This is a genomic window from Fulvivirga sedimenti (genome assembly GCF_020328055.1).
Window position 1 is genome coordinate 895,265 of record NZ_JAIXNE010000002.1, and the last position, 24,462, is coordinate 919,726.

Below are 24,462 nucleotides of genomic sequence, written 5' to 3' on the forward strand. Positions count from 1 at the left end.
GTCGCATTACATCGCCTAAGGACGGACAGCTAACGAATCTCAATCTTCCCCCCATCCCATGGATTTCCTTCAAAGTAAAAATCAATTCCTGTTGATTCCTGGATATCGACCAGTCCGTTTCTTACTTCAATGGGTCTGATCCAGGCATCTGCCCGTAATTGATTGGTAAATTCCACCCTGGATTCCATCGGTGCATCCAGAAAACCATAGAAAGCTTTGCCAGTATCATCCACAACCTGCAGATACCATTCATCGATCATTGCATAATGGTAGGATGAAAGCTGTCCGTTGTTTACGGCTTCCATGAGTTTTGGCTTAAGCCAGGCATAGATTGTATCTTTTTCAGCGTAGGACTGCGAGATAGAATTATGATGACTGAGGATCGTCGACATCCAGACATCATTACCGATCAGCTGTTCTCCGGGATACCCGTAGGTTCCCAGGATTTCAATGAATTCAGCCAGCTGGCGTTCACTGTGTGGCGCAAATTTATTCTCGGCGTACCGGTCCTGCGCTTCGGGGCTAAAGGTAAACAGGGCAAGAAAGGCTTTCTTCTGATCCTTTACAATCATCTTTTTCACCTGTTTCCTAAGGGGTTGGTTCAATGAAGCCTCATATTCTGATCTTAGTTCGGGATATTCCTTCTGGATGCTTTTCCATTTATCGCCTTTCCTGAGGGCTGACAAGACTTCATTTTTCTTGATTGACTTCTTCTTCCATCCCCTGCGAATTCCTTTTCGCAAATAATCGGCCGCTTTTTGATTATCACCCAGGTAAGCTGCAAGCTGGGTTGCGACCTGATATTCCCTCAGGAAAACAAAATCGTAGGATACAATCAGCTGATTATAGATATCCAGTGCCTGTCGATATTCCTCCTGTGTAATCAGGGTCTCCGCGGCAATCACCTGTTGGTGGTAGTGTTGGTAGTCGGGCGAATCCTGAGAAAATCCCGGGGCACCCATCATCACAAGAAGTAAAAATGCGAGGCGATACATTGAATATTATTTCATTTAGAACAAGGTACGGACACGGAAGGCAGGAACAAAGTTGTGGAGGATAGCAGAATGAGAATGGGAATGAGAATGGGAATGGGAATGGGAATGAGAATGAGAATGGGAATGAGAATGAGAATGGGAATGAGAATGAGAATGGGAATGAGAATGAGAAGGAGAATGGGAATGAGAATGAGAATGGGAATGGGAATGAGAATGGGAATGAGAATGAGAATGGGAATGAGAATGGGAATGGGAATGAGAATGGGAATGGGAATGGGAATGAGAATGAAAGTCTATATGGGTTATTTTAGGAGTTTTCTGAGGTACGCTCGTAGTAGCCCAAACATTGAATTTCAATTAATACTTTATTTTTTAAGGTTATTGATCATTGAATAAAGTATCCTGGACATTTCATCACATTCAGCAAGGAGTGTTTCATAATTGGATCTAATTTCCGGGATCTGATTTTTTAACATTTCAAGAAGTGCCACGCATTCAAAAATTGAGCTTCGTGAAATAATAAAAAAATTCCTTCTATCCGGTTTTGTGAACCGACCCGAGCCCTCAGCAATATTCAAAACTACGCTAAGTGATGCCCTATGTAATTGATTTCGATAGGTATGATCAATTTTCTTTGACTTTAGCAACCTATTAACCTCCTGATGAAAATTTACAGATTTTCTATAAACCTCGAGATTCTGAAACTCAAACATTTTTCGAATTAGCTATCACGACGGACAAACCGAAATTGGGAATATCATTCTGCTTCTAAATATGTTTGAGTTAGAAAGAATGATATCATTCTTTCTAATGAATAATATTAATAATGAGAACGAAAATGAGAATGGGTCTTAAACTGATCTAAAATGAAAATGAGAATGAAAAACATCATTCTGCTTCTCATTCTCATTCTCAAAAGTACCCAGGGCCGGGGTCGAACCGGCACGGCCGAAGCCATTGGTGTTTGAGACCAACGCGTCTACCAATTCCGCCACCTGGGCGTATTCCGGGATCAATCAATCCCGAATGGGATGCAAATATGATTAAACCTGAATTCTTATCCAATATACATGTGGGAATTTCACTGTTCAGGACTTGATTTAAATTGAAATAGCAAATCACATCAATACTAATGTTAATTTCTATTCAGATTTGCATTATCCCCCCGGATAACTAACTTTCGAAGAATGATAAGACCCGACATGAAAAAGATTTTCCTTTCCCTCCTTACCATATTTATTTTCCTGATTGCCGTGATGCTTTTTAACACATTCACTTTCGATTCTCAGCAGGTTCATGTGGATCCGGTACCGAAGATCGATATCCCGGCATCCGCTAAAGAGCACATGTCGCAGGCGATCACCATTCCCACTGTATCCAATGAAGATCCTTCAAAGATCGATTCTGCCGCATTTTTCCGGTTTCATGAATTTATTAAAACCACCTACCCGCTGGCTGACTCGCTGCTTGGTATCACCAAAATCAATACTTTCAGTCTGATCTATGAGTGGAAAGGCACAGACCCATCCCTAAAGCCGGTGATTCTTATGGGTCATATGGATGTAGTGCCTGTTGCCGAAGAAAATATCGATAAATGGGACCACCCTCCTTTCGGCGGTGAGATCCGGAATGGCATGATCTATGGCCGCGGCGCCATCGACGATAAGGTGAGTGTCATCGGAAACCTGGAAGCGGTCGAATTATTATTAAGCCGGGGCTTTCAGCCCAACCGAACCATATATCTCTGTTTCGGTCACGACGAGGAGATCGGTGGTATAAACGGTGCCACTGCCATTGTTGAACATTTGAAAAATAAGGGAGTAAAGGCTGAATTCGTGCTGGATGAAGGATTCGCGATTTCACAAGGACTTGTACCCGGTATCGACAAAGACGTGGCACTTATCGGAACCGCAGAAAAAGGATTTGTATCACTAAAGCTATCGGTTGCCCTCGAAGGCGGACATTCATCCATGCCCGGGGAGGAATCAGCGATCGATGTATTGGCCAGGGCAGTTGTCAAACTTAAGGACAACCCTTTCCCGGCAGAAGTAACCCAGCCTGTAAATGATTTTATGGATCATCTTGGTCCCGAAATGCCCTTCACTCAAAAAGTGGCCTTTGCAAACCGGTGGTTGCTGGAGCCGGTCATCATGAATTCTTTTTCTGAATCAGCATCAGGTTCGGCCATGCTGCACACCACCACGGCACCCACCATTTTTAATGCAGGAATCAAAGAAAATGTAATCCCCTACACGGCCAATGCCACTGTCAACTTCAGGATTTTGCCAGGAACAAGCATCCAGGACGTAAAAAATCGTGTTGCAAGCCTGATCAATGATGACCGAATTGTAATTGGTGAGGGAAGTTTTAATTCTGAAGCACCTCAATCCTCATCTACCGATTCTCATGGTTTCGTAACCATACGCAACACAATTAAGGAGATATTCCCGGAAGCGCTCACTTCGCCGAACCTGGTGGTTGGTGCCACGGACTCACGGTACTATTATCCGCTTAGCGATGATGTTTACCGGTTTACGCCTATCCATCTGACACCGGAAACCATCAAGACATTTCACGGAATAAACGAGCGGCTCTCAGTGGAGGATTTTGAAAATGCGATACGCTACTATGTTCGGCTGATTGAAAATGCAACATCCTCCATTGAGTAGCGCAAAACAACATGATATAATCAACTAAGATTTAGCAGATTATTTTCTTCTGAATTTATAAGCACAAGGTTCGATACAGGGAAAATAGACATATAATTCACCCTCCTCGACTTTAAAACCCAACGAATAATTACAATTCACAGGATAGATTTTGCCCTCCTCTATATCAAAGGTGCCGCTCATTCCGGATCCCGCGTTGCAAAGTGATTCAGACGAGATATAGAGGCCTGAAGAAAAGATTTGCAGCTTCAATTCCTGTGTTGTTGGCTGAAAGGTGCCACTGCCGTCGCCCGGATCTGCTAATACTTCCGCCAAATACCATTCCCCGGAAAGGGTATTGTCGAAAATCTCCTTCCCGGAATCGTTTGCACATCCGGTGATCCATATCAACACTACAATCGGAACAAAATATTTCAATGCCGCCATTTTTGATTTTCTTTCATGACCCGGAAGCAGGCTTTAAGGTTGGAAAAATGGCACAAATGCCAAATAAACATTATGAACATCAAAATTATGATCAACATGATGTACCTTGCCGGAACACTCATTACAAACTTACTATGGCTGTACCTTCTCTTCTTACTATTGCAGTCATTCTGGCAGGAATCTGGTTACTGAATTTCATTTTCCCCATCAATCTCTGGATCACCGCCCAGTTTACAGGTGTTAAGATCAACCTGTTCGACCTGGTTTTTATGCGATTCCGGAAAGTTCCTCCCGGCTTGATTGTTCGTTCCATGATTATCGCCCATAAAGCTGGCATTGAACATATTTCCACCAATCAGATGGAAACACACTACCTGGCCAACGGGAACCTGGAAGCCGTAATTAAAGCACTCATAGTTGCCGATAAGGCGAACCTTGATCTGACCTTCAAACAGGCTACCGCCATTGATCTGGCGGGCCGAAATGTACTGGAAGCGGTACAGGTTTCTGTAACTCCATATGTCGTGATAGTACCAGCCATCACAGGGGTTTCAGTCGATGGTATCCAGCTGGTGGCCGTGGCCCGCGTAACCGTTCGCAGTAATATCCAGCGTCTTGTTGGAGGAGCGGGCGAAGAAACAATCAAAGCACGCGTTGGCCAGGGCATCATCTCACGGATCGGAACCGCGCGACATTACGCCGAAGTACTTGAAAGTCCCGAAAGCATATCCAAGCAGGTGCTTGCCAACGGCCTTGACAGTGGTACAGCCTTTGACATTCTCTCCATCGACATCGCCGATCTGGATGTGGGGGAAAATATTGGAGCGGCACTTCAAATTGACCAGGCAGCGGCCGACCTGAATATCGCGAAAGCGAAAGCCGAGGAAAAAAGAGCAATGGCCGTGGCACTGGAACAGGAAATGGTAGCACGTACACAGGAAGCCAAAGCCAAAGTGATTCAGGCAGAGGCTGAGATACCGGCGGCATTATCTGCTGCCTTCCGGGTAGGTCAGCTCTATGGAAAGCGTAATTCAGAATAACAGATTTAATAAAATATTCGGAGGAATCGGGAAAAATTAGATAACTTTTCAATCGATCATCGCAGAAAAACTATGGATTTGAAGGAGGCCCTTACCCCATCCAGCTGGCTGGAATTACAGGAACTATTGTTTCAGGATGCTTTTAATGACCGGCTTGGCAGAGTGCGTTCCCCTTTTATTTATCGTGGCTTATCCCAATTTGAGTACCGACTAAAGACATCGCTGACCCGGCTGGGAGGACCCTACGAAAAACTGGAATTCCACCTGCTGAGAAATTTCAAGAAATACGCGCACCGGCCGGATATTGTTAATAATACCGACTGGGACTGGCTCGCGCTGGCACAACATCACGGCCTTCCCACCCGGCTGCTCGACTGGACCTATTCACCCCTGGTGGCCTTACATTTTGCTACGGCTGATATAACCCAGTTTAATCGTGATGGGGTCATATGGGCGCTAAATTATGAGGAACTTAAGAATTATCTTCCGGATAATTTACGTAATCAGCTTCGACTTGTTGGATCGAATTCCTTTACGACAGAAATGCTGAATGAAGCCTACAATAATATCACCGAGCTTACCAGCCAGACAGATGAGTTTGTAGTTCCTTTTGAACCACCATCACTTGACTCAAGGATTGTTAACCAGTATGCAATATTTACATTTATGTCGCACCCCGGGCTTATGCTTGATGACTGGCTTTTGAATAAACCTGAAATGTACTTTCGCATCCGAATACCCTCTGAGTTGAAATGGGAAATCCGGGACAAACTCGACCAGGTAAATATCAATGAACGCGTTCTTTTCCCCGGATATGAAGGACTGAGCAAATGGCTCAAACGACATTATTCACCAAAAGTCAACAGGGCCGAACCGGAATAAAAAGAAATGTCCGCAGCGCGAACTGCGGACATCCTGATTTCAACACTTCATGCAGTCACGACTCTTCCCTGACGAAGCGCTTTATTACTATAACCGGCTTTGACTAAAAAGTCACATCTCCGGAAAAGATATTACTGAATCTTCCACCGAACGGCGGGTACGAGGACTCTGTTCGCGTGAGTAATACGGTTCTTCAAGCAGATCCGGAACATCCAGCCGGCCAAGTGCAAGCATGGTTAAAGGCCGTATATTATCGGGTAATTGAAATTCCTCTATAACCCGATCCTTGTCAAAACCCTCCATCACATGGCCGTAAACATCCATACTTACGCCCTGCAGCAGCAGGTTCTGGGTGGCCATCCCAACATCATGCCCGACGTTGATATTTTCCTTCCCATTTCTGGCATAGGTTGTTACCCCGAAAACAACCATTAATACAGCTGCATTTTCGGCCCATACCCGGTTTCCGGGAACAAGAAAATCTGCCAGCTTCCTGAACTTTTCCTCATCCTCTTTTGAGGCCACTACAAACCTCCATGGCTGTTCATTCATCGCACTTGGTGCCCATGTAGCCGCTTCAAGCAGCGTCTCAATTTCCTCTGGCATGAGCGGGTATTTACTGAATGACCTCGGGCTCCACCTCTTGCGGATCACATCGAGTACATTGTACCTCGTTTTTGCCTGTTTTATATCTATTGTTTCTATCATCATTTCTCAATTCATAGGTACTTCCATTAACAGAACACGCGATGGCGATGATGCCTTCAGCTGGAATGCATCCGTTTCCAGAATGCCCAATCCGTCACGCGTGGCAAGTTTTTGTTCACCAATCTCTACTTCCCCGTCAAGCACAAATGCATAAACACCGTTTCCTTCCTTATGGATCGAATATTCAGCAGCAGCGCCCTGATCAAATTCACCAATATGGAACCACGCATCCTGGTGTATCCAGACACCCTGGTCATCAGCGTTAGGTGACAGGATCTGATAAAAGGCATTTTTCTCGGCAATTTCGCCAATTGAAATCTGGTCATACCTGGGCTCCACATTCTTTTTATTCGGAAAAACCCAGATCTGAAGGAATTTCACTTCCTGATCCTGATTCTTATTGTACTCGCTGTGAAATACGCCCGTTCCGGCGCTCATCACCTGAACATCTCCCTGCTTGATTACTGTGGTATTTCCCATACTATCCTTATGCTCCAGGTCTCCGGATAACGGAATGGAAATAATTTCCATATTGTCGTGGGGATGTGTTCCAAATCCCCTGCCCGGGGCAACAGTATCATCATTCAGCACACGGAGTTTACCAAAATGTACCCGCTCCGGATCATAATAGCCTGCAAAACTAAACGTATGATATGAATTGAGCCATCCGTGATTGGCGTGACCCCTTGTATTTGATTTGTGCAATATTGTTTTCATAGCTCAAATTTTCTATTTATATGTTATAACGCATAATTTGAAGAAATGATCATGGAGATATCACTTGTTATCATAGCAAAATGTCGGAAATTGTCTCAGATTCTGAATTCACTCGGGGAACGGCCCGTATGATTCTTAAAGTAGCGACTGAAATGAAGGGGATCGCTGAAGCCAAGACGGAAGGCAATTTCCTTAACGGTAAGGTCGGTATGCAGCAATAACCTGCGGGCTTCGGTATCAATCCGGTCCTGAATAAATTCCTTTGCGGTTTGTCCGAGCAGATTCTTGACAACTGCATTCAGGTGTTTGGGTGTAATGAACAGGGCTCCAGCGTACCATTGGACTTTATGCTCCCTGGAATAATTTAATTCCACCAGGTTACGAAACTGACTGAGCAACGAAGTTCCCTGTTCATGCTGATGATTCGTTTCCGGTCTCGCGCATGCTTCATTCGAAAGCACAAGGACAAGCTTCAGTAATGAGCCAAGAGCTTCAGACCTGTAAGATATGGAAGATTCATACAAGTCATACATCAGCGTAAATAGTTGATCAAATCTGTCGATCAAATTTTCGGGAATGATGAGCGGGGAAGAGTCACTACCTGTTCTGAATAAATTGATGCGTTCCAGAAAGCTCATGGAAATATTATTGGCAGAGAGAAATTCTGCGGTAAAGCTGATTACACAGCCCTGTGGTCTGTTGTTTGTCACCAGGTGATGAATCTGACCGGGGTATATGAAATACATCTGATTCTCACCTAACGAGTAATTGGTAAAGTCAATCAAATGAGTTCCGTTACCCTTGTGTACCCATACGATGGTGAAGTAGTCATGCCGGTGGGGTTCACCGGGCCTCCCGCCGGATCGGTCATAGATATCCTCCATGCGATCCATTCGAATGCCCTGAAATGACTCACTGCCAATAGTTCGATCGTTCATTATTATGTGAAAATATACAACAGAAAGGAATCAAGTCCACAAGTGGTGGATTTAATCGTTGAATGACGGTTACGCCTCCACAAAACGGTGTATCAACATGGAACAAATTTTTTAACAATGAAGAAGAACATCCTATTTTTGTCAGCACTGATTACCGTTGGTTTCCTCACCGCCTGTAATGATGAAGGTGAAAAAATCAGTCCCGAAGCTTCCGAAGAAGTTTCACTGTTGGTTGCAGCATCGGTAGCCTCCAACACTTACGGTGTTAATGCACTCCTCCAGGAATCAGTGGCCCTTTACCAAACGGCGCAGGGTTCTGCCAATGGGCGAAGTGCGGTATGTGATTATACAGACAGCGGGTCTGAGCAAATATCGAGTACTGATGGAAGTATGGTAACGTATAATTACAGCTACAGCTACGACGTATCTGTAAATTGCAGTTCCATACAAGTACCCGTCAGCCTTTCCGTTGATTTTACCTACAGTGGCTCCTTCGACGGCCCAAAACTCACCTGGTCACATGACGGAAACGGAGATTTTGAAATCTCACTGGATGCCAATCAAAACCTGGTTTACAACGGAACCTATGACCGATCCGGAGAATATAACGTGAAGGAGCGGGAAAATATCAACGGCAGCTCAAATGTGGATATTACGCTTACCTCACTTACAATTGACCCTGAAACACAAACCATCATTTCAGGATCCGGCCTTTATGAAATTCAGGTTACCCGTAGTGACCGATCCTATACCTTAAAGGGTTCCATCACCTTTAATGGAGACGGAACCGCCAGTCTTATTATCAATGGATCAACCGTTACATTTAATCTGATAAGCGGTAATCTCATCCAGGATTAACAACGCTTATATAATAAAGCAGGCTAAAATTCGAAAAGAATAAATTAATTATATACTTTAAGTAAATGATTCTATATATCTGATTTATAGTATTTTATATACTTACAATAATTGCCCGTTTCCCTAAACCAAATAATATTTGGTTTAGGGAAACTATCTATTTACATCCATTATAATTAAATTGAAAGTATATCAATCCGGGCAATAGCACGAATGCCTGATCATTATATGAATAAATCCACCATCCTAACATTTCTGATCAGTCTCAGCCTGGTATTGTCCTTCGTTACACCCCCTATCCTTTCGGTGGTTTATTCAGAAGACTCAGCATGTTACCACCTGCCGGCAGACGATCATCAACCCGCAGGAGATCAGCATGAAAACGAATGTGAGGACGGAAAGGACTTTTACGCTTATTCGCCTGGATTAACAGACGGAATTACTTTGCAGGAAAACAACAACATTCCGGAATTACTGAATCCATATTTAAGCATGGTTCATTCGGATGTGTTCACTCCCCCTCCGGAGCGGGGCAGCGATACCTGACCAGTTAACGCCACAAGATCAACTCCATAACTTTAACCTGTATTCCTTCGGGATTACATTCAATCAGCCATTTATGAAAACGGGATTATTCTCAAATTTGAAAAATGATTTTCCATCCGGACTGGTGGTATTCCTGGTGGCCCTTCCACTCTGCCTAGGAATAGCACTTGCATCGGGGGCACCATTGTTCAGCGGACTTATATCAGGGATCATCGGGGGTATCGTCATTGGATTCTTCAGCGGATCACATGTGAGTGTTAGCGGTCCGGCGGCCGGACTTACCGTGATTGTTCTGGATGCAATTTTCAGCCTGGGTAGTTTCGAAGCATTCCTCGCTGCAGTCGTAATTGCGGGGATCATCCAGTTTGCATTGGGTGTGGCACAGGCCGGAATCATCAGCCATTACTTTCCTTCCTCCGTCATCAAGGGAATGCTTGCAGCCATCGGACTTATCCTGATCATGAAGCAGATTCCCCATGCGGTTGGCTGGGATGCAGATTATGAGGGCGACTTATCATTTTTTCAGGCGGATGGTGAAAATACTTTTACTGAAATTCTTCGTGCGACAGAATTCATACAGCCCGGAGCACTCATCATTTGTGTAGTATGTCTGGCCATTTTACTGATATGGGAGATCCCGGCGATCCGTCAGAAAATGTTATTCAAACTTATTCCGGGAGGTCTTGTAGCGGTTGCTGCCGGCATCCTGCTGAATCAATATTTCGACGGAAATAATTCTGACTGGGCCCTTCATGGTGAGCATCTTGTAACCATACCTGTGGCTGCTTCCACGGCTGAATTCCTGGGGCAGTTTACATTTCCTGATTTCGGGATACTGACCAATATTAATGTCTATATCGCTGGCTTCACCATTGCTATTGTTGCGAGTCTTGAGACGCTGCTATGCATCGAGGCAACAGATAAACTCGATCCCCTGAAAAGGATCACCTCCACCAACAGGGAATTAAGGGCGCAGGGTATCGGGAATATGGTCGCAGGTCTGATCGGAGGGCTTCCGATGACTTCAGTAATCGTGCGAAGTTCCGCGAACATCGATGCTGGTGCACGATCAAAAATGTCGGCTGTAATTCATGGAGTGCTGCTGTTGCTTTCCATTATCTTAATCCCAACAATTCTGAATTTGATTCCATTATCGGCACTCGCGGCAATCCTGTTGGTCGTAGGATATAAACTAACCAAAATTTCTCTGTTTCGTAAAATGTATCAACTGGGGTGGAAACAATTTGTGCCTTTCATTGTGACGGTAGTCGCGATCTTGTTTACAGACCTGCTGCAGGGAATTCTGATTGGTATGGGGGTTGCCATCTTTTATATCTTACGAAACGTTTACCGATCGCCCTACCGGTTCGAAGAAGATAAGGATGGCCACCGGCAAAGGATCACAATCAAACTGGCTGAAGAGGTTACATTCATTAACAAGGGAAGTATGCTACTTACACTTCGGAAATTGCCCGAAAATTCCATTGTAACGATCGATGGGTCGGGCACACGAAATATTGATTACGATGTCCTTGAGGTCATCGAAAATTTTAAGGAAACAGCCCAGTACAAAAATATTGAGCTAAAGCTTAAATCGGTTCATGATAACCAACCGGGTGTTTTAGGGTAGCAGGGACTATCCATGCTATTTAATAAATAATTAAATTGAAGTTAATATCACATAAAGATCAATATCATGCCAAATAGTATTAAAGAATTGCAGGAAGGGAATATCAACTGGGTTCGGAATACCCTTCGAATGAAGCCGGATTTCTTTGAACGACTTTCAGAAGGTCAACATCCTAAGTTTTTATGGATCGGATGCGCCGACAGTCGGGTTCCGGCCACTGAAATAACGAATGCCTTGCCTGGATCCATTTTCGTCCAGCGCAACATTGCCAATATGGTTGTGCACACCGATAGTAATCTTTTGAGCGTGGTAAACTATGCGGTGAAAGTGTTAAAAGTGAAGCATATCATCGTCTGCGGACATTACGGCTGCGGTGGGGTTAAGGCGGCAATGAGCAATGAGAAATTAGGCTTTTTAGACAACTGGCTGATGCATATCAAGGATGTCTATCGCACCCATGAAGAGGAGTTGAACAATATCAAGGATGATCAAAAGAGGTTTGATCGTTTTGTTGAATTGAACATTATTGAGCAGGTTGGGAATCTGGCTAAAGTTTCATTTGTCCAGGAAGAATGGGAAACAGGTGAATTCCCCTACATTCACGGTTGGGTATATAGCCTGAAAGATGGTCTCATACATGATCTGAACGTGTCGATGAATTCAAATGACGGACTAGAAAAGATTTTCCGTTTCAACCCGTCCAATATAACCGCCTGATATTCTCTCATAAAACGATTACAATCATTATAAAACCCGGAGATTCCGGGTTTTATAATATCCGGTTTACACAGAATTGAGTATCTTCAATGTTGAATGAATGCCTTACAAGGGAAACCAAAAGCTTTCTGCTTACGTTTCCCTGATTAAACCACGAGATCATATGCGTACTTCCTTACGAAAAATGGGATGGGTATTTGCCCTGGCCGCTGCCCCGGTAATTTTCTTTTCGTTCAATGGCCCGGATGACCGTTATTTCGATATCGCCCGGAACCTGGACATCTTTGCCACCCTTTATAAAGAGGTAAATGCGCTCTATGTAGACGAGGTGAATCCGAATACGCTGATGCGCTCAGGAATTGATGCCATGCTGGCAAGTCTTGATCCGTACACGAATTATATTCCAGAGGACGACATTGAGGATTTCAGAACCCAAAGCAGTGGTGAGTATGGCGGAATTGGTGCCGTTACCGGTCGCATTAATGGAAAAGTAAAGGTAATCATGCTGATGGACGGATACTCAGCACAGAAGAACGGACTAAAGATCGGTGATGAAGTGATTGCCATCAACGGGGTTTCAATTGAAAATCTATCCCGTGATGAAACAAATGAATTGATGAAGGGTCAATCCAACAAGGATGTGGAAATGACCGTGAGGCGCTATAATACACCAACCCCCATCAAGTTAACTTTCAAGCGGGAAAAGGTGAAAATCGAAAATGTCCCCTATTTCGGCATGGTAACGGCAGATATTGGAATGGTTAAATTAACCGAGTTCACCGACCAGGCAGGGCGCTCAGTAAAAAATGCAGTTCAGGCATTGAAGGAAAAGGGTGCGAAAAAAATCATCCTCGATCTTCGCGGAAACCCCGGAGGTCTGTTACTTGAAGCGGTCAATACCACCAATGTTTTTATTCCCAAGGGCATGGACGTCGTTTCCACCAAGGGAAAAATTGAAGATAACAACCAGACTTACAAAACACTGGACAACCCTGTGGATACGGAAATACCACTGGCTGTACTGATCAACAGCGGCAGTGCCTCCGCTTCTGAAATTGTAGCGGGGACGCTTCAGGATTATGACCGTGCGGTTATTGTGGGTGAAAAGTCATTTGGCAAAGGACTGGTTCAGGTAAGCCGTCCCCTCTCCTATAATTCACAGCTTAAAGTAACTACCGCCAAGTACTATACTCCATCAGGAAGATGCATTCAGGCGCTGGATTATTCTCATCGCAGACCTGACGGAAGCGTAGGTAAAATTCCGGATTCCCTGAAAACCGAGTTTACCACTAAAAATGGCCGAAAAGTGTTTGATGGCGGCGGAATTGATCCTGATATCAGCGTAGAAGGCGAAGATATTTCCGCTATTGCTTATGTACTTCAAACGAAAGGAATACTGTTCGATTACGCCACCCGGTATTACTATGATAACCCGGAAATTCCGGCAGCCGATCAGTTTTCGTTATCCGATAAGGAATATGAGGCATTCAAATCCTGGTTGAAAACTCAGGATTACTCCTATAGAACCCAGGTTGAAAAGAACCTGGAGGATATGATCGAAAATGCCAGTGATGAGAAATACTATGATCTGATCAAGGACCAGCTGAACGAGCTTGAAGAAGTGATTGAGCAAAGCAAGGAAAAAGACCTTGACCTGTATAAATCTCAAATTAAAACCCTTCTGGAAGAGGAGATTGCCGGCAGATATTACCTGGAACGGGGCTCTATTGAGTCTACGTTTGATGCTGATCCGGATCTTCAGGCTGCAGTTCGGGTACTTAGTAATACCGAAGAATTAGGCACGATACTAAATAAAAAGTAATCATTTCGACAGGGCATATACTACTGTCCTTTGCACGCTCCACCTTCGCTGCTCACTGAGAATAATTCTGCAGAGAACGTATCATATGCGACCCCCGTTACACAGGGGTCGTTTTTCTTTACCATATTTCTCTCACGTATGCGACCCCCGTCACTCAGGGGTCGTTTTTCTTTACCATATTTCTCTCACATATGCGACCCCCGTTACTCAGAGGTCGTTTTTCTTTACCATATTTCTCTCACGTATGCGACCCCCGTCACTCAGGGGTCGTTTTTCTTTATCTGAGCAAAAGAGTAATAAAAAAATGACCCATGCGTTAGCGTGGGTCAAATATGATAGAAATGGCAATATATTTTTAACGACCCCCGAGGAGCGGGCGGTCGCATACAAGCTACGTTTCATTAATAAATCACATTCCCATTCAGCATAAAAAAGGCCATTGAAATTTCAATGGCCTTTTCTTTTTTTCCGTTAATCATTAACGAAGGAACAGCATCTCGCGGTATTTCACAAGCGGCCAGTCCTCATCATCAACGAGTAACTCAAGCTTATCAACAGCGTATCTGATTTTATCGAAGTATTTACCTTTGACGTCATCACAATACGCAATGGCTTTTTCACGTGTGTCTTCTATCTTGTTGACACGTTTCCGCTCTTCAATCATGCTATCGACTTCCGTCTGAATGGTATGAATGTATCCCGAAATTTTCTCGATTACTTTCACAACCTCCTTATTCGAAATTCCAAGTCCTTTCAAACCATTCGCATTCTGTATCAGCTTATTCTGATAATTAACGGCCGTGGGTACAATGTGGTTAGCAGCAAGATCACCCATCACACGAGATTCGATCTGAATTTTCATGATGTAGTTTTCCCAGTAAATCTCATTGCGGGCTTCAAGCTCTTTTTCACTCAATACACCGTTGGCCTCAAAAATCTTCTTCGATTTCTTGGTGATATAAGCATCAAGTGCCCGGGGAGTATCCTTCACGTTTTCAAGTCCGCGCTTTGCAGCTTCTTTCACCCATTCATCTGAATAACCGTCTCCCTCGAATCGGATTTTTTTGCTGTCCTTGATGTATTTACGCAATACGTTTACAACGGCCATACGCTTCTCGGCTCCCTTACCTATCTCCTTTTCGACCTCTGTATAGAATTCATTCAGCTGTTGAGCGACGATCAGATTCAGGACTGTCATAGGAGCCGCAACGTTTTGAGCACCTCCAACTGCGCGGAATTCAAATTTGTTACCGGTAAATGCAAATGGTGAAGTACGGTTACGGTCTGTATTATCAAGAATGATCTGAGGGATCTTATCGATACCCAGCTTCATATACATGTTGTCACCTTTTTCGACCTTTACATTTCCGTTTTTCTCAAGCTCGTCAAGAACTGATGTGAGGGTTGAGCCGATGAAGACCGACATGATTGCCGGAGGAGCTTCATTGGCACCCAAACGGTGATCATTGCCGGCAGAGGCGATACTTGCACGGAGAAGATCTGCATATTCGTATACCGCTTTAATTGTGTTCACGAAGAATACAAGGAATAGCAGGTTCTCACGGGCACTGCTGCTCGGCTTGAACAGGTTGATGCCGGTATTGGTAATGAGTGACCAGTTGTTGTGTTTTCCGGTTCCATTGAGACCAGCAAATGGCTTCTCATGAAAAAGGACTTTCAGGTTGTGACCTTCTGCCACTTTAGACATCACATCCATCAATAGTTGATTATGATCTGTGGCCACATTGATATCTTCAAATACAGGTGCCACTTCAAACTGGCTCGGCGCCACTTCGTTATGTCGTGTACTCACAGGGATACCAAGCTTTAGTGCTTCGATCTCAAAATCCTTCATGAAGTTGTATATACGGGGAGGGATTGAGCCGAAGTAATGGTCGTCCAGCTGCTGACCTCTCGCGGGGTTATGACCAAATACGGTACGTCCACCCATTACAAGATCCGGACGCGCGTTATAAAGGTCTTTATCAACGACAAAGTATTCCTGTTCACATCCCAAAGAAGGCTTTACACGCGTTACTTTCTTATCAAAGAGTTGTACTACACGGGTTGCTGCTGCATCAACGGCATCAACTGCCTTCATTAATGGAGCTTTATTGTCAAGCAATTCACCGGTAAAGGAAACAAAAATCGTAGGGATACAGAGTGTTACCCCATAAATAAACATCGGTGAGGTTGGGTCCCATGCTGTATAACCACGTGCCTCGAAAGTGCTTCGAATACCCCCACTAGGGAAAGAGGAAGCGTCCGGTTCCTGCTGTACCAACGCCGTTCCCTTGAATTTTTCAATTCCAGACAGGGCATCAAAAAATGTATCGTGTTTCTCTGCAGTAGATCCTGTAAGCGGCTGGAACCAGTGAGTATAATGTGTAGCTCCTTTAGTGGTCGCCCAGGATTTAGCCGCAGAAGCAACTGCATCGGCTGTTTCAATATCTATCTTTGTACCCGCATCTATTGCCCTGCTTACTTTTTTGAATACATCGGGAGCAAGGAGTTTCTGCATTTCAAGTAATCCAAAAACATCCCGACCAAAATATTCTGAAATCCGTCCAGGCGATTCAACTTTAATCTTCGGACGGCTATTTGCCCTTTCAAGGGCCGTTTTTCGCAATGTAGTCATGTGGTTGTTGATTTATTTAATGTGTGAACAAAAATATCAATATTTTGACCATGTGGGTAATAATTAACCCACGATTTTGAAAATATATCTCCTTAATTTCAGGAATTGCTTTGAAATCGACCTATCTGGCCAATAAAACAACCTGAATACTAAAAATGATTGATCCCAGTATTTATTCCGGGCTGGAATTCTAATCAAATCTTATTAATTGGGCCAGCTCACTGTGTTAAGCAGGCACAATAACATCACCTGGATTGATCATCTCTATTACGACAGCGGCTATAGGATTCATCAGGGAAATAAAGCTGGAAATATTGGCAAAACAGATGATTCTGGTCAGGAAAAACAGTAATACACAGTAATTTCTCCTCAGATGCACCAATTATCCGTAAATTCAGTGTCTAATAAGCAGCTTACTTATTTGGAACAAAAAAGATATTAATTACGTAGCTTACTATATCAGTTTTTAATTGGTGATGGAACTTGCTCCCCTCAAAATTTCGGTGGTTACAACCATGCTTAACGAACGCGAAAACGTTCCTTATCTCGTTGAAAGCATTGATAATGCATTAAAGGGGTTTAATTACGAGGTAATCTTTGTTGATGACGGATCTAATGACGGTACTGTTGAGGAATTACGGCGGCATCTGGATGATCCCCATCACATTGTAGTCCTCAACCGGAATTACGGCCAGACACCAGCCATGGCCGCGGGAATTGAACAGGCCAGTGGAGAATTTATTGTTACCATGGATGCTGACCTGCAGAATGACCCGGCAGATATCCCTCTAATGCTGGATAAACTCATCAGGGAGGATCTCGATCTCATCGTTGGAAATCGGAAAAACCGGAAGGACGGATTTATTCTAAGGAAATTACCAAGCAAAATTGCCAATTACGTGATCAGGAATATCTCGGGTGTTCATGTCCATGACTACGGCTGCACACTCAAGGTTTTTCGGCGGGAAACAGCCAAAAACTTGCAGCTTTATGGAGAGATGCATCGTTTTATTCCTATTCTGGCCAGTTTCGATGGTGCACGAATTTCGGAGATGAATGTAAAGCATCATGCACGCAAGTTTGGCAAATCTAAATATGGGATCGGTCGAACAATGCGTGTGTTAAGCGATCTGATTCTGTTGTTATTTTTTCAAAAATATTTAAAACGTCCCATTCATTTATTCGGACCGGCCGGGCTCATTTCCATAGGACTGGGATCGGTAATTTATTTTTATCTTCTCATTTTAAAAATCCTCGGGCAGGATATATGGGGAAGACCCATACTCATCCTTGGTGCAATCTTCCTGATCGGGGGTATTCAACTTCTTACTTTCGGCATCATTACGGAACTTATTATGCGTACTTATTATGAATCTCAGCACAAAGCAACCTATAAAATCAGGCGCATCATCTCCAAACCGATCAAAATTGAATCAAAGGTTAAAATTCATAATTAAGGTTGCCGGAACCGTCCTTGCGCTTTATCTGCTCCTCAGACAAATTGATTTTAGTGCTTCCCTAAAACATCTCACATCCACCAATCCAATATTTTTGCTGCTTGCGCTGATCGCATTCAACGCATCACAGGTAATCAGCAGCGTACGGTTGAATAATTTTTTTGGCCGGATAGGAACATACCTCTCGGTAAATTTCAATCTGAAACTTTATTACATCGGGATGTTCTATAATCTCCTGCTCCCGGGTGGCATAGGAGGTGACGGATACAAAGCATACCTGCTAAATTCAAAATTTGGCACTTCCTTTCCATCTCTAGTCAGGGCCATGGTCGCCGACAGGATTAACGGGCTTATGGCTATTTATCTGTTGGTTATAACCATGTCACTTTCATTAATGCCGCGATTGCCGGACCACCCGTCCTGGATCAATTGGTTGCTGCTTTTGGCCTTACCATTCGGCATCTACCTGTATTACCGAATATTTCCATCGTTTCGTTCGATTTTACCAGCAACTTTTGGACTTTCCCTGAGCATTCAGGTATTGCAAATGGCCTGCGTCGTCGCCTTGATTTACGGATTAGGCATACACCAAGAATACCTACCCTATCTCGCAATTTTTCTGGTATCTTCAGTAGCGACTATCATACCGATCACGGTAGGCGGACTTGGGTTAAGGGAATTGGTTTTTCTCTACGGAGCGCAGCTATTTGGCCTGAACCAGGAAATTTCTGTTGCGATTTCAATGCTTTTTTTCCTAATAACAGTACTTAGTTCACTTATCGGCCTGGCCATTCATTATTCGTTGAATGAACGGCACTGGAAAGGTGAAGGACGTCAATTACCCTGACTTCAGCAGTACATCAAGTTTGTCATTGGCATGTTTACGATCGAAGTCGGGAAGATCTGAGGTGCGCTCCCGGGTTTCTGCTGTGGTTCGTGCTAGTTTTTCTACCCTGTTGGTTTCAAAAGGATATTCAACTACCCGAATCTGATTATCATACGGACCTTTATACGAGATCAGCTTCACAAAGATCGGGGCAGTTTCAACTGCGAGAAATAATAAAATAATAAAAATATTGGCCATCCATATGGCACTACTCTTGGCAGTAAGACGGCTTAGTGCATCCATTCGGGCCGCAGGACCATCCGCCACCTCGGCATTCATAGCAGCACGGTCGGCCAGCATGGCACTATCAAGAGATACCAGCCTTGTTCGCTGCTCTGCAATCAGGCCCTCGTTCCGTTTGCTGATTTCATTGAATTCCGCCTCGGCCCGGTCGGCATCGGCTTTTTTAATCTTATAGATCGGCCCGGCATTACGTTGCATGGTACCACCTGTTCCATCTGCTTCTTCCCGGGCTATACGGGCAAGATCATCACGTATCGCGGCTTTCTGATTGATTTCATTCTGCAAACTTTGGATTTGATTTTCGGCCAGGTTACGATCTGCCTCATACCTGCCGCGAATCAATTCTTCCTGCTGCTTTTTCTTTTCCTGATGCATCACAAGCAATTCCTCACCAATCTCCTTTTCAAAAATTTTGAGTTCGAGCGGTTTGGCGATTACCAAAGAAATGAGCAGTGCAAGCAACAGTCTTGGTGTTGCTGTAAGCAGTTGTTTCCAAAGTGATCCTTCCTTTCTCATCCCGGAAACTATATAGCGGTCGAGATTAAAAATCATCAATCCCCAGACGATTCCGAACAAGCCTGCCCAAATCACACTGTCGAAAACAGTGTACAAGGCATAACCTGCAGCAACGGCAGCAAATAATCCGGTGAAAAATATGGTTGCCCCGATACCTGAATATTTGGAAGACTCACTGGGACATTGCTCGAGGGTGTCAAGATGTGCTCCTGAACATACCCAAAAAAAACGAGTGATGCGATTCATGCGGTGATAACGTAAAAAGTTCAGTTGTGTTGTTCTACCACAATAGATATGCCATGAATTAAATCAGCCTCCTTAAGCAGCATTGTACAATTCGCAATTTCAGGTATGTTCAAAAACGTACAATATCTGTACGATTTTAACACTTTTTACAATTAGCGAACATTTTTTCCGTTTTACTCGTTATGCATACTTGTTTGGTACTTTATTTAATATTCAAACTGATTTTTTAAAACTGAACAGAAAGAACATGATCAATTTTTCAATTCAGAAGTTGTCAGGCAAATGGAAGAACGTATCACAGTTTGATACATCCGCTCACGCTGTTGCCGATGATTATTTCAGGCATTTTCACGTAGCGTTATTGAATTTTGAATTAAATCAACAGGAAGAGCGCCTTCGCTCTAGACGAAAAAAATAACCCTGACATTATCTGCCAGGGCCTGTTTTAATCTCCTGATTTTCTGACGGAGCCTCCGCTGCTGCTATCCGTCTGTGACCTTGTGGGGTTGCCGCGATATTTCACGGAACCTCCGCTGCTGGCATGAGCCTGGATCGAATTTTTGGCAAAGACCTTGGCATCGCCTGCACTGCTTGCCTGCACCTGAACCGCATCAAGGATAAGGTCATACGCATCTACATCACCTGCACTGGACACATCAATATTGGCATTTTGTGCTTTGCCACTAATTTCAAGATCTCCTGAGCTGCTTACGCTAATCTGGAGCAACTCAGCTTCCACTTCCATTTCGGCAGATGCGGCACTTGATATTGAAATATTAAGTCTGTTCGTACGCAGAACACCTTCGGTATAAACATTGCTGGCGCTGGTAGCCGTAATACCATCAAGTTTTCGATAGGTAGCATATACTTTAACGGTATGCCGGTAATTACCAGGGCGCATACCAATTTTCAATGTGCCGCCCGATACTTTCGTCTCAACATCATCAAACCGGCCATCCTCGATTTCAATTCTAAGCTTGTCTTCAGACCCTGGTATCAGGTAAAGATCAATGGCTTCGCCTACTTTAATTTCACTGAAAGAACCGACATTTCGTTCCTGGGATTGCTGCGAAAATACTGTGCCGGATGCCAGAAACAGTGCGGCTACGAATAAGAATAAGGTATACTTGGTTTTCATGCTTTTAAAATTAATATTCAATCCAAAGACAAAACAAGACATCAAGGGTTGCATCAGTGGTTCATCAAATGTTGAAATAACTACAAGTGTAATAATTCGGCGGTATTTTGACCAGTTCCGTGCCGGATTTTTAAATACATTTAAGCTTTGAAAAACGCAATCATTTTTTAATCATGGTACAAGAAAGACTTAATGTATTGATACAGCTGGCAGCCAGTGATAATCAGGTGGCTGAGAAGGAAGCCCGACTGATCCACATGATCGGACAGTCAAATGGCCTGTCCAGGGAAGAAGTTGACCAAATGCTGGGTAATCCGGCAAAGCCGATTGGAGATCTCAGCACGCTCAGTAGCGATCAGAAATTTGAACATTTGTATCACGTGGTGCAACTGATGAAAGTGGACGGACAGGTATTTAAAAGTGAAATAGCTTTCTGCCAGGATATTGCCGAGCGACTTGGATACAAGAAGGGCGTAATCGCAGAGCTTTCAAGTAAAATTTTCAGCGACCCGGCGATCACCTCCGATCGGGATCATCTGAAGAAGAAAACACAGAAATTTCTGAAATAAAAGAAGGCCGGTGCTTCACCGGCTTTTTTGGTAATGATCAAGGTAGACACCATTAAGTGTCAGGTATTTTGCCATGCATTCAGCTGTAAGGCATGAATGCACCGGTAAAATTGCCAAAACATCCCCCGCTTTGGCTGTTACGCCATCCAGTCTGACCATCCCATGCTCCTGTGAAATTCGTTCCAGGCTGCCCACAACCGAATCCTCCCATCCGGAAGGGTTCAGCATGGCGACCTTTCCGAAGGATTTATCGTCGAGCTGTTCCTTTGAAAAATGGACGGCACCGCCATACAACGTAACCACCGGCTCAATGGTCTTTTCAGTGACAACCGGACAGCATAGAACCACTCCGATATCATCAACTTCGCAGACACCAATATGGACCTGCATCATATCATAAAAAACGAAATTACCCGGACTCAAATCGGTGATAATATCCCCAAAATCATCCAGCACAGTACATCCCGGAGTATCACCATAGCACACGCCGATCTTTTTCTCGAAAACCGCCGCTACCTGCTCGAGACGGTCAATGGCCTCGTTGGCGGTTTTTTTCACTTCTTCCCTGCTACGGCAGGCATACGTATGTCCGGCATGTGAATAAATGCCGGCAAATTCAAGAAATTCAGACTCCTCGATCAGCGCATACAGGCGCATAATCGCTTCAGGATTATCATACCTGATCCCCGTTCTTTCGCTTCCCGTATCAATCTCGACAAATACCCTCAATTTGTGATTAACGAGTTTACTGATCTGTTCAGCGACGTCTTCGCTATCCACCAGGATCGAAATATCAATTTTTGAGGCCAGCTCATCGATACGATCGATCTGCCTCAGGTTGCATGGAAATGCAATGGTAATGTTATTCCAACCATTGGATGCGAAATATTCTGCCATGCCAACGGAAGAAACGGTAATATGGGATACACCCTCATCCCGAAACCATTCCCCAATCGCCCGGGACTGATGAGTTTTAAAGTGAGGCCTGAATACCTTACCCGCCCGGGCAGCTTTTGTAACCATCCTGTGGATATTCCTTCGAACCCGTTTTTCGTCGATCAGGAGCGTAGGTGTTCGAATATGTGACCAGTTATTTTTCATATACAATACGTCCGTCAATGATCGTCATTGCCACGTTTATATTCAAAATGTCGCTTTCAGGAACCGTCATAATATCCTGATCCAGCACGGTAAAATCGGCCAGCTTACCTACTTCTATAGAACCCGTAAGATCTTCCATAAATGCACCATAAGCGGCATCGAGGGTATAGGAGCGTAATGCCTCCTCCCGACTCATCCTTTGATCCGGCTCATACCCTTCCTCCGGTGTTCCTTCAAGGGTTTTTCTAGCCACACTTGCATAGAATGAAGCAATGGGATTTATTGGTTCAACCGGTACGTCTGTGCCGTTTACAATCCTCGCACCCGACTGAAGAAGTTTCTGCCACACATAGGCACCTTCCACAATACGTTTCTCTCCAAGACGGTCAATTGCCCATGGCCTGTCTGAAGCCATATGAATCGCCTGCATGGCAGGTATCACGCCCAATTCACCAAATCTTGGAATATCTTCCGGATGTAAATGCTGGGCATGTTCAATACGGTAGCGGTGATCTGCTGCAGCACCAGGATTTGCCACGAAAGCTGCTTCGTAACGGTCCAGAATTTCCTGATTGGCACGGTCACCAATTGCATGGGAACAAATCTGAAAGCCATATTTCAAGCCTTTTTCGGCCATGTCCTTAACGACAGACATGGGAAGTGTCTCATGACCGTAATGTCCGGCACGATCCGTATAAGGTTCGAGCAACCAGGCTCCACGAGAGCCTAACGCACCGTCACAATTAAGCTTAACTGAACGAATATTAAGCCACCCTGTAGTATCAATTTTTGGGCCCCGCTGAAACCACTCCTCTACATAATCAGGCTCAAATCCTGTAACCATCACATACAGCCGCACACCCAGTGAATCCTTCGCTTCATAACTGCGGTACAATTCAATGGTCTCCCGTCCAACTCCTGCATCATGAAACGCCGTTATTCCATTCTCCCAACTGTTTTGGACCGCCAGTGCGAACGCTTTTGCCTGACGTTCAGGGGTATTTTCCGGTGTGTTCTTGGCTAAAAGCCCCATTGCACGCTCATTAAAGATTCCTGTTGGATTACCCAGTTCATCACGAATGATCTCACCACCTTCCATTTCCATGTTCTGCATACTCTCCGTACTCATTGGCAGTACACCCGCAATTTCCATGGCTTTGTCATTAGCGATCAGGGCATGACCTGAGGCATGCCTCAGTACCACCGGATTATCCGGAGATACTTCATTTAATCCGTCATTCGTAGGGAACCCTTTGATCATTTCTTCAGCTGGCATATTCCACTTGCTCTGATGCCATCCCCGTCCGACGATCCATTCTCCGGGCTGTGCCTTGTCAACCGCTTCCTTCACGCGATCCACCATTTCCTGGTAGCTTCTCACATCCATCAGATCCAGATCCAGCTTGTTATACCCCATTCCCATGAAGTGACCATGTCCTTCCACCCATCCGGGCGTCATGGTTTTCCCGTTCAGGTTAACCTGCCTGGTGTTTTCAGTAATATATTGCTCCAGTCCGGCTGCCGGTCCTGCATATATAATTCGCTTGTTGGCAATTGCCACTCCTTCCACCACCGGATTGGTCTGATCCATTGTGTAGATTGTACCTCCGCTGATCACCATATCGGCGGTCACGGGGTTTTCCTTCGAAGTACAGCCATTCATGGCTATGTAAGAAATGAATGTAAATAACAGTAGCCAGAGCCTTTGTTTTGATACCAT

General features: G+C 44.4%; 23 protein-coding genes and 1 tRNA gene. 12 read left to right on the forward strand and 12 right to left on the reverse strand.

Annotation, left to right across the window (positions count from 1 at the left end; all coding sequences use genetic code 11):
* Window positions 1-29: 29 nt before the first annotated feature.
* On the reverse strand, window positions 30-995 hold the full coding sequence (locus tag LDX50_RS10340) for a hypothetical protein (protein ID WP_225698372.1): 966 nt from the start codon (window positions 993-995) through the stop codon (window positions 30-32).
* 75 nt (window positions 996-1,070) lie between these two features.
* Here LDX50_RS10340 and LDX50_RS10345 point away from each other — a divergent pair, with 75 nt between their 5' ends.
* On the forward strand, window positions 1,071-1,391 hold the full coding sequence (locus LDX50_RS10345; RefSeq protein WP_225698373.1) for a hypothetical protein: 321 nt from the start codon (window positions 1,071-1,073) through the stop codon (window positions 1,389-1,391).
* Here LDX50_RS10345 and LDX50_RS31075 read toward each other — a convergent pair.
* A complete protein-coding gene (locus LDX50_RS31075; RefSeq protein WP_225698374.1) occupies window positions 1,361-1,708 on the reverse strand; it encodes a four helix bundle protein in 348 nt (115 codons plus the stop codon). The genes LDX50_RS10345 and LDX50_RS31075 overlap by 31 nt on opposite strands.
* 206 nt (window positions 1,709-1,914) lie before the next feature.
* Window positions 1,915-1,996 (reverse strand) — tRNA-Leu (locus LDX50_RS10355).
* A gap of 186 nt (window positions 1,997-2,182) precedes the next feature.
* Here LDX50_RS10355 and LDX50_RS10360 point away from each other — a divergent pair.
* Complete coding sequence (locus LDX50_RS10360; RefSeq protein ID WP_225698375.1) at window positions 2,183-3,664, forward strand: M20 family peptidase; 1,482 nt, start codon at window positions 2,183-2,185, stop codon at window positions 3,662-3,664.
* Between the two features lie 39 nt (window positions 3,665-3,703).
* Here the strand turns inward: LDX50_RS10360 and LDX50_RS10365 are convergent, their stop codons facing one another.
* A complete protein-coding gene (locus LDX50_RS10365; protein WP_225698376.1) occupies window positions 3,704-4,090 on the reverse strand; it encodes a hypothetical protein in 387 nt (128 codons plus the stop codon).
* Between the two features lie 134 nt (window positions 4,091-4,224).
* On the opposite strand from LDX50_RS10365, the gene floA reads away from it, so the two are divergent.
* Window positions 4,225-5,130, forward strand: coding sequence for a flotillin-like protein FloA (gene floA / locus LDX50_RS10370; RefSeq protein ID WP_225698755.1), 906 nt, complete (start codon window positions 4,225-4,227; stop codon window positions 5,128-5,130).
* 72 nt (window positions 5,131-5,202) lie between these two features.
* Entirely contained in the window at window positions 5,203-6,012 is an 810-nt protein-coding gene (locus tag LDX50_RS10375) for an FRG domain-containing protein (protein WP_225698377.1), read from the forward strand.
* A 111-nt stretch (window positions 6,013-6,123) separates the two neighbouring features.
* Here the strand turns inward: LDX50_RS10375 and LDX50_RS10380 are convergent, their stop codons facing one another.
* The 3 genes from LDX50_RS10380 to LDX50_RS10390 all read right to left on the reverse strand — a co-directional run bounded on the left by LDX50_RS10380 (window position 6,124) and on the right by LDX50_RS10390 (window position 8,375).
* On the reverse strand, window positions 6,124-6,723 hold the full coding sequence (locus LDX50_RS10380) for a nitroreductase family protein (protein ID WP_225698378.1): 600 nt from the start codon (window positions 6,721-6,723) through the stop codon (window positions 6,124-6,126).
* A gap of 3 nt (window positions 6,724-6,726) precedes the next feature.
* Window positions 6,727-7,437, reverse strand: coding sequence for a pirin family protein (locus LDX50_RS10385; RefSeq protein WP_225698379.1), 711 nt, complete (start codon window positions 7,435-7,437; stop codon window positions 6,727-6,729).
* 95 nt (window positions 7,438-7,532) lie between these two features.
* A complete protein-coding gene (locus tag LDX50_RS10390; protein WP_225698380.1) occupies window positions 7,533-8,375 on the reverse strand; it encodes an AraC family transcriptional regulator in 843 nt (280 codons plus the stop codon).
* Between the two features lie 117 nt (window positions 8,376-8,492).
* On the opposite strand from LDX50_RS10390, the gene LDX50_RS10395 reads away from it, so the two are divergent.
* The 5 genes from LDX50_RS10395 to LDX50_RS10415 all read left to right on the forward strand — a co-directional run bounded on the left by LDX50_RS10395 (window position 8,493) and on the right by LDX50_RS10415 (window position 13,948).
* Window positions 8,493-9,233, forward strand: coding sequence for a hypothetical protein (locus LDX50_RS10395; protein ID WP_225698381.1), 741 nt, complete (start codon window positions 8,493-8,495; stop codon window positions 9,231-9,233).
* 228 nt (window positions 9,234-9,461) lie between these two features.
* A complete protein-coding gene (locus LDX50_RS10400) occupies window positions 9,462-9,779 on the forward strand; it encodes a hypothetical protein (RefSeq protein ID WP_225698382.1) in 318 nt (105 codons plus the stop codon).
* Window positions 9,780-9,852: 73 nt separating this feature from the next.
* Complete coding sequence (locus LDX50_RS10405; RefSeq protein WP_225698383.1) at window positions 9,853-11,409, forward strand: SulP family inorganic anion transporter; 1,557 nt, start codon at window positions 9,853-9,855, stop codon at window positions 11,407-11,409.
* A 66-nt stretch (window positions 11,410-11,475) separates the two neighbouring features.
* Window positions 11,476-12,126 carry a carbonate dehydratase gene (can, locus tag LDX50_RS10410; RefSeq protein WP_225698384.1) on the forward strand — a complete coding sequence of 217 codons (651 nt, stop codon included), beginning with the start codon at window positions 11,476-11,478 and terminating at the stop codon, window positions 12,124-12,126.
* Window positions 12,127-12,289: 163 nt separating this feature from the next.
* Window positions 12,290-13,948 (forward strand): S41 family peptidase, encoded by a 1,659-nt coding sequence (locus LDX50_RS10415; protein WP_225698385.1) that lies wholly within the window; start codon window positions 12,290-12,292, stop codon window positions 13,946-13,948.
* Window positions 13,949-14,426: 478 nt separating this feature from the next.
* On the opposite strand, the gene LDX50_RS10420 is transcribed toward LDX50_RS10415, so the two are convergent.
* The gene (locus LDX50_RS10420; RefSeq protein WP_225698386.1) at window positions 14,427-16,586 is read right to left on the reverse strand and encodes a glutamine synthetase III family protein; all 2,160 of its coding nucleotides are present in this window, start codon (window positions 16,584-16,586) and stop codon (window positions 14,427-14,429) included.
* A 476-nt stretch (window positions 16,587-17,062) separates the two neighbouring features.
* On the opposite strand from LDX50_RS10420, the gene LDX50_RS10425 reads away from it, so the two are divergent.
* Together LDX50_RS10425 and LDX50_RS10430 are read left to right on the forward strand one after the other, a co-directional pair.
* Complete coding sequence (locus LDX50_RS10425; protein WP_225698387.1) at window positions 17,063-18,043, forward strand: glycosyltransferase family 2 protein; 981 nt, start codon at window positions 17,063-17,065, stop codon at window positions 18,041-18,043.
* Window positions 18,015-18,890, forward strand: coding sequence for a lysylphosphatidylglycerol synthase transmembrane domain-containing protein (locus tag LDX50_RS10430; RefSeq protein ID WP_225698388.1), 876 nt, complete (start codon window positions 18,015-18,017; stop codon window positions 18,888-18,890). The genes LDX50_RS10425 and LDX50_RS10430 overlap by 29 nt, the downstream gene beginning before the upstream one ends.
* Here the strand turns inward: LDX50_RS10430 and LDX50_RS10435 are convergent.
* Together LDX50_RS10435 and LDX50_RS10440 are read right to left on the reverse strand one after the other, a co-directional pair.
* Window positions 18,882-19,934, reverse strand: a complete 1,053-nt coding sequence (locus LDX50_RS10435; RefSeq protein ID WP_225698389.1) for a DUF4407 domain-containing protein — start codon at window positions 19,932-19,934, stop codon at window positions 18,882-18,884. The genes LDX50_RS10430 and LDX50_RS10435 overlap by 9 nt on opposite strands.
* A gap of 445 nt (window positions 19,935-20,379) precedes the next feature.
* Entirely contained in the window at window positions 20,380-21,072 is a 693-nt protein-coding gene (locus LDX50_RS10440; protein ID WP_225698390.1) for a head GIN domain-containing protein, read from the reverse strand.
* 173 nt (window positions 21,073-21,245) lie between these two features.
* On the opposite strand from LDX50_RS10440, the gene LDX50_RS10445 reads away from it, so the two are divergent.
* A complete protein-coding gene (locus LDX50_RS10445) occupies window positions 21,246-21,641 on the forward strand; it encodes a tellurite resistance TerB family protein (protein WP_225698391.1) in 396 nt (131 codons plus the stop codon).
* Window positions 21,642-21,656: 15 nt separating this feature from the next.
* Here LDX50_RS10445 and LDX50_RS10450 read toward each other — a convergent pair whose 3' ends face one another.
* Entirely contained in the window at window positions 21,657-22,742 is a 1,086-nt protein-coding gene (locus LDX50_RS10450) for an alanine racemase (protein ID WP_225698392.1), read from the reverse strand.
* Entirely contained in the window at window positions 22,732-24,462 is a 1,731-nt protein-coding gene (locus tag LDX50_RS10455) for an amidohydrolase (RefSeq protein ID WP_225698393.1), read from the reverse strand. Before LDX50_RS10455 ends, LDX50_RS10450 begins: the two co-directional genes overlap by 11 nt.

Bases quoted from the DNA above. Each gene is read 5' to 3' on its own strand.
- LDX50_RS10340 (WP_225698372.1), bottom strand. From the start codon at position 995: ATGTATCGCCTCGCATTTTTACTTCTTGTGATGATGGGTGCCCCGGGA.
- LDX50_RS10345 (WP_225698373.1), top strand. From the start codon at position 1,071: ATGGGAATGAGAATGGGAATGGGAATGGGAATGAGAATGAGAATGGGA.
- LDX50_RS31075 (WP_225698374.1), bottom strand. From the start codon at position 1,708: ATGTTTGAGTTTCAGAATCTCGAGGTTTATAGAAAATCTGTAAATTTT.
- LDX50_RS10360 (WP_225698375.1), top strand. From the start codon at position 2,183: ATGATAAGACCCGACATGAAAAAGATTTTCCTTTCCCTCCTTACCATA.
- LDX50_RS10365 (WP_225698376.1), bottom strand. From the start codon at position 4,090: ATGGCGGCATTGAAATATTTTGTTCCGATTGTAGTGTTGATATGGATC.
- floA (WP_225698755.1), top strand. From the start codon at position 4,225: ATGGCTGTACCTTCTCTTCTTACTATTGCAGTCATTCTGGCAGGAATC.
- LDX50_RS10375 (WP_225698377.1), top strand. From the start codon at position 5,203: ATGGATTTGAAGGAGGCCCTTACCCCATCCAGCTGGCTGGAATTACAG.
- LDX50_RS10380 (WP_225698378.1), bottom strand. From the start codon at position 6,723: ATGATGATAGAAACAATAGATATAAAACAGGCAAAAACGAGGTACAAT.
- LDX50_RS10385 (WP_225698379.1), bottom strand. From the start codon at position 7,437: ATGAAAACAATATTGCACAAATCAAATACAAGGGGTCACGCCAATCAC.
- LDX50_RS10390 (WP_225698380.1), bottom strand. From the start codon at position 8,375: ATGAACGATCGAACTATTGGCAGTGAGTCATTTCAGGGCATTCGAATG.
- LDX50_RS10395 (WP_225698381.1), top strand. From the start codon at position 8,493: ATGAAGAAGAACATCCTATTTTTGTCAGCACTGATTACCGTTGGTTTC.
- LDX50_RS10400 (WP_225698382.1), top strand. From the start codon at position 9,462: ATGAATAAATCCACCATCCTAACATTTCTGATCAGTCTCAGCCTGGTA.
- LDX50_RS10405 (WP_225698383.1), top strand. From the start codon at position 9,853: ATGAAAACGGGATTATTCTCAAATTTGAAAAATGATTTTCCATCCGGA.
- can (WP_225698384.1), top strand. From the start codon at position 11,476: ATGCCAAATAGTATTAAAGAATTGCAGGAAGGGAATATCAACTGGGTT.
- LDX50_RS10415 (WP_225698385.1), top strand. From the start codon at position 12,290: ATGCGTACTTCCTTACGAAAAATGGGATGGGTATTTGCCCTGGCCGCT.
- LDX50_RS10420 (WP_225698386.1), bottom strand. From the start codon at position 16,586: ATGACTACATTGCGAAAAACGGCCCTTGAAAGGGCAAATAGCCGTCCG.
- LDX50_RS10425 (WP_225698387.1), top strand. From the start codon at position 17,063: ATGGAACTTGCTCCCCTCAAAATTTCGGTGGTTACAACCATGCTTAAC.
- LDX50_RS10435 (WP_225698389.1), bottom strand. From the start codon at position 19,934: ATGAATCGCATCACTCGTTTTTTTTGGGTATGTTCAGGAGCACATCTT.
- LDX50_RS10440 (WP_225698390.1), bottom strand. From the start codon at position 21,072: ATGAAAACCAAGTATACCTTATTCTTATTCGTAGCCGCACTGTTTCTG.
- LDX50_RS10445 (WP_225698391.1), top strand. From the start codon at position 21,246: ATGGTACAAGAAAGACTTAATGTATTGATACAGCTGGCAGCCAGTGAT.
- LDX50_RS10450 (WP_225698392.1), bottom strand. From the start codon at position 22,742: ATGAAAAATAACTGGTCACATATTCGAACACCTACGCTCCTGATCGAC.
- LDX50_RS10455 (WP_225698393.1), bottom strand. From the start codon at position 24,462: ATGGTATCAAAACAAAGGCTCTGGCTACTGTTATTTACATTCATTTCT.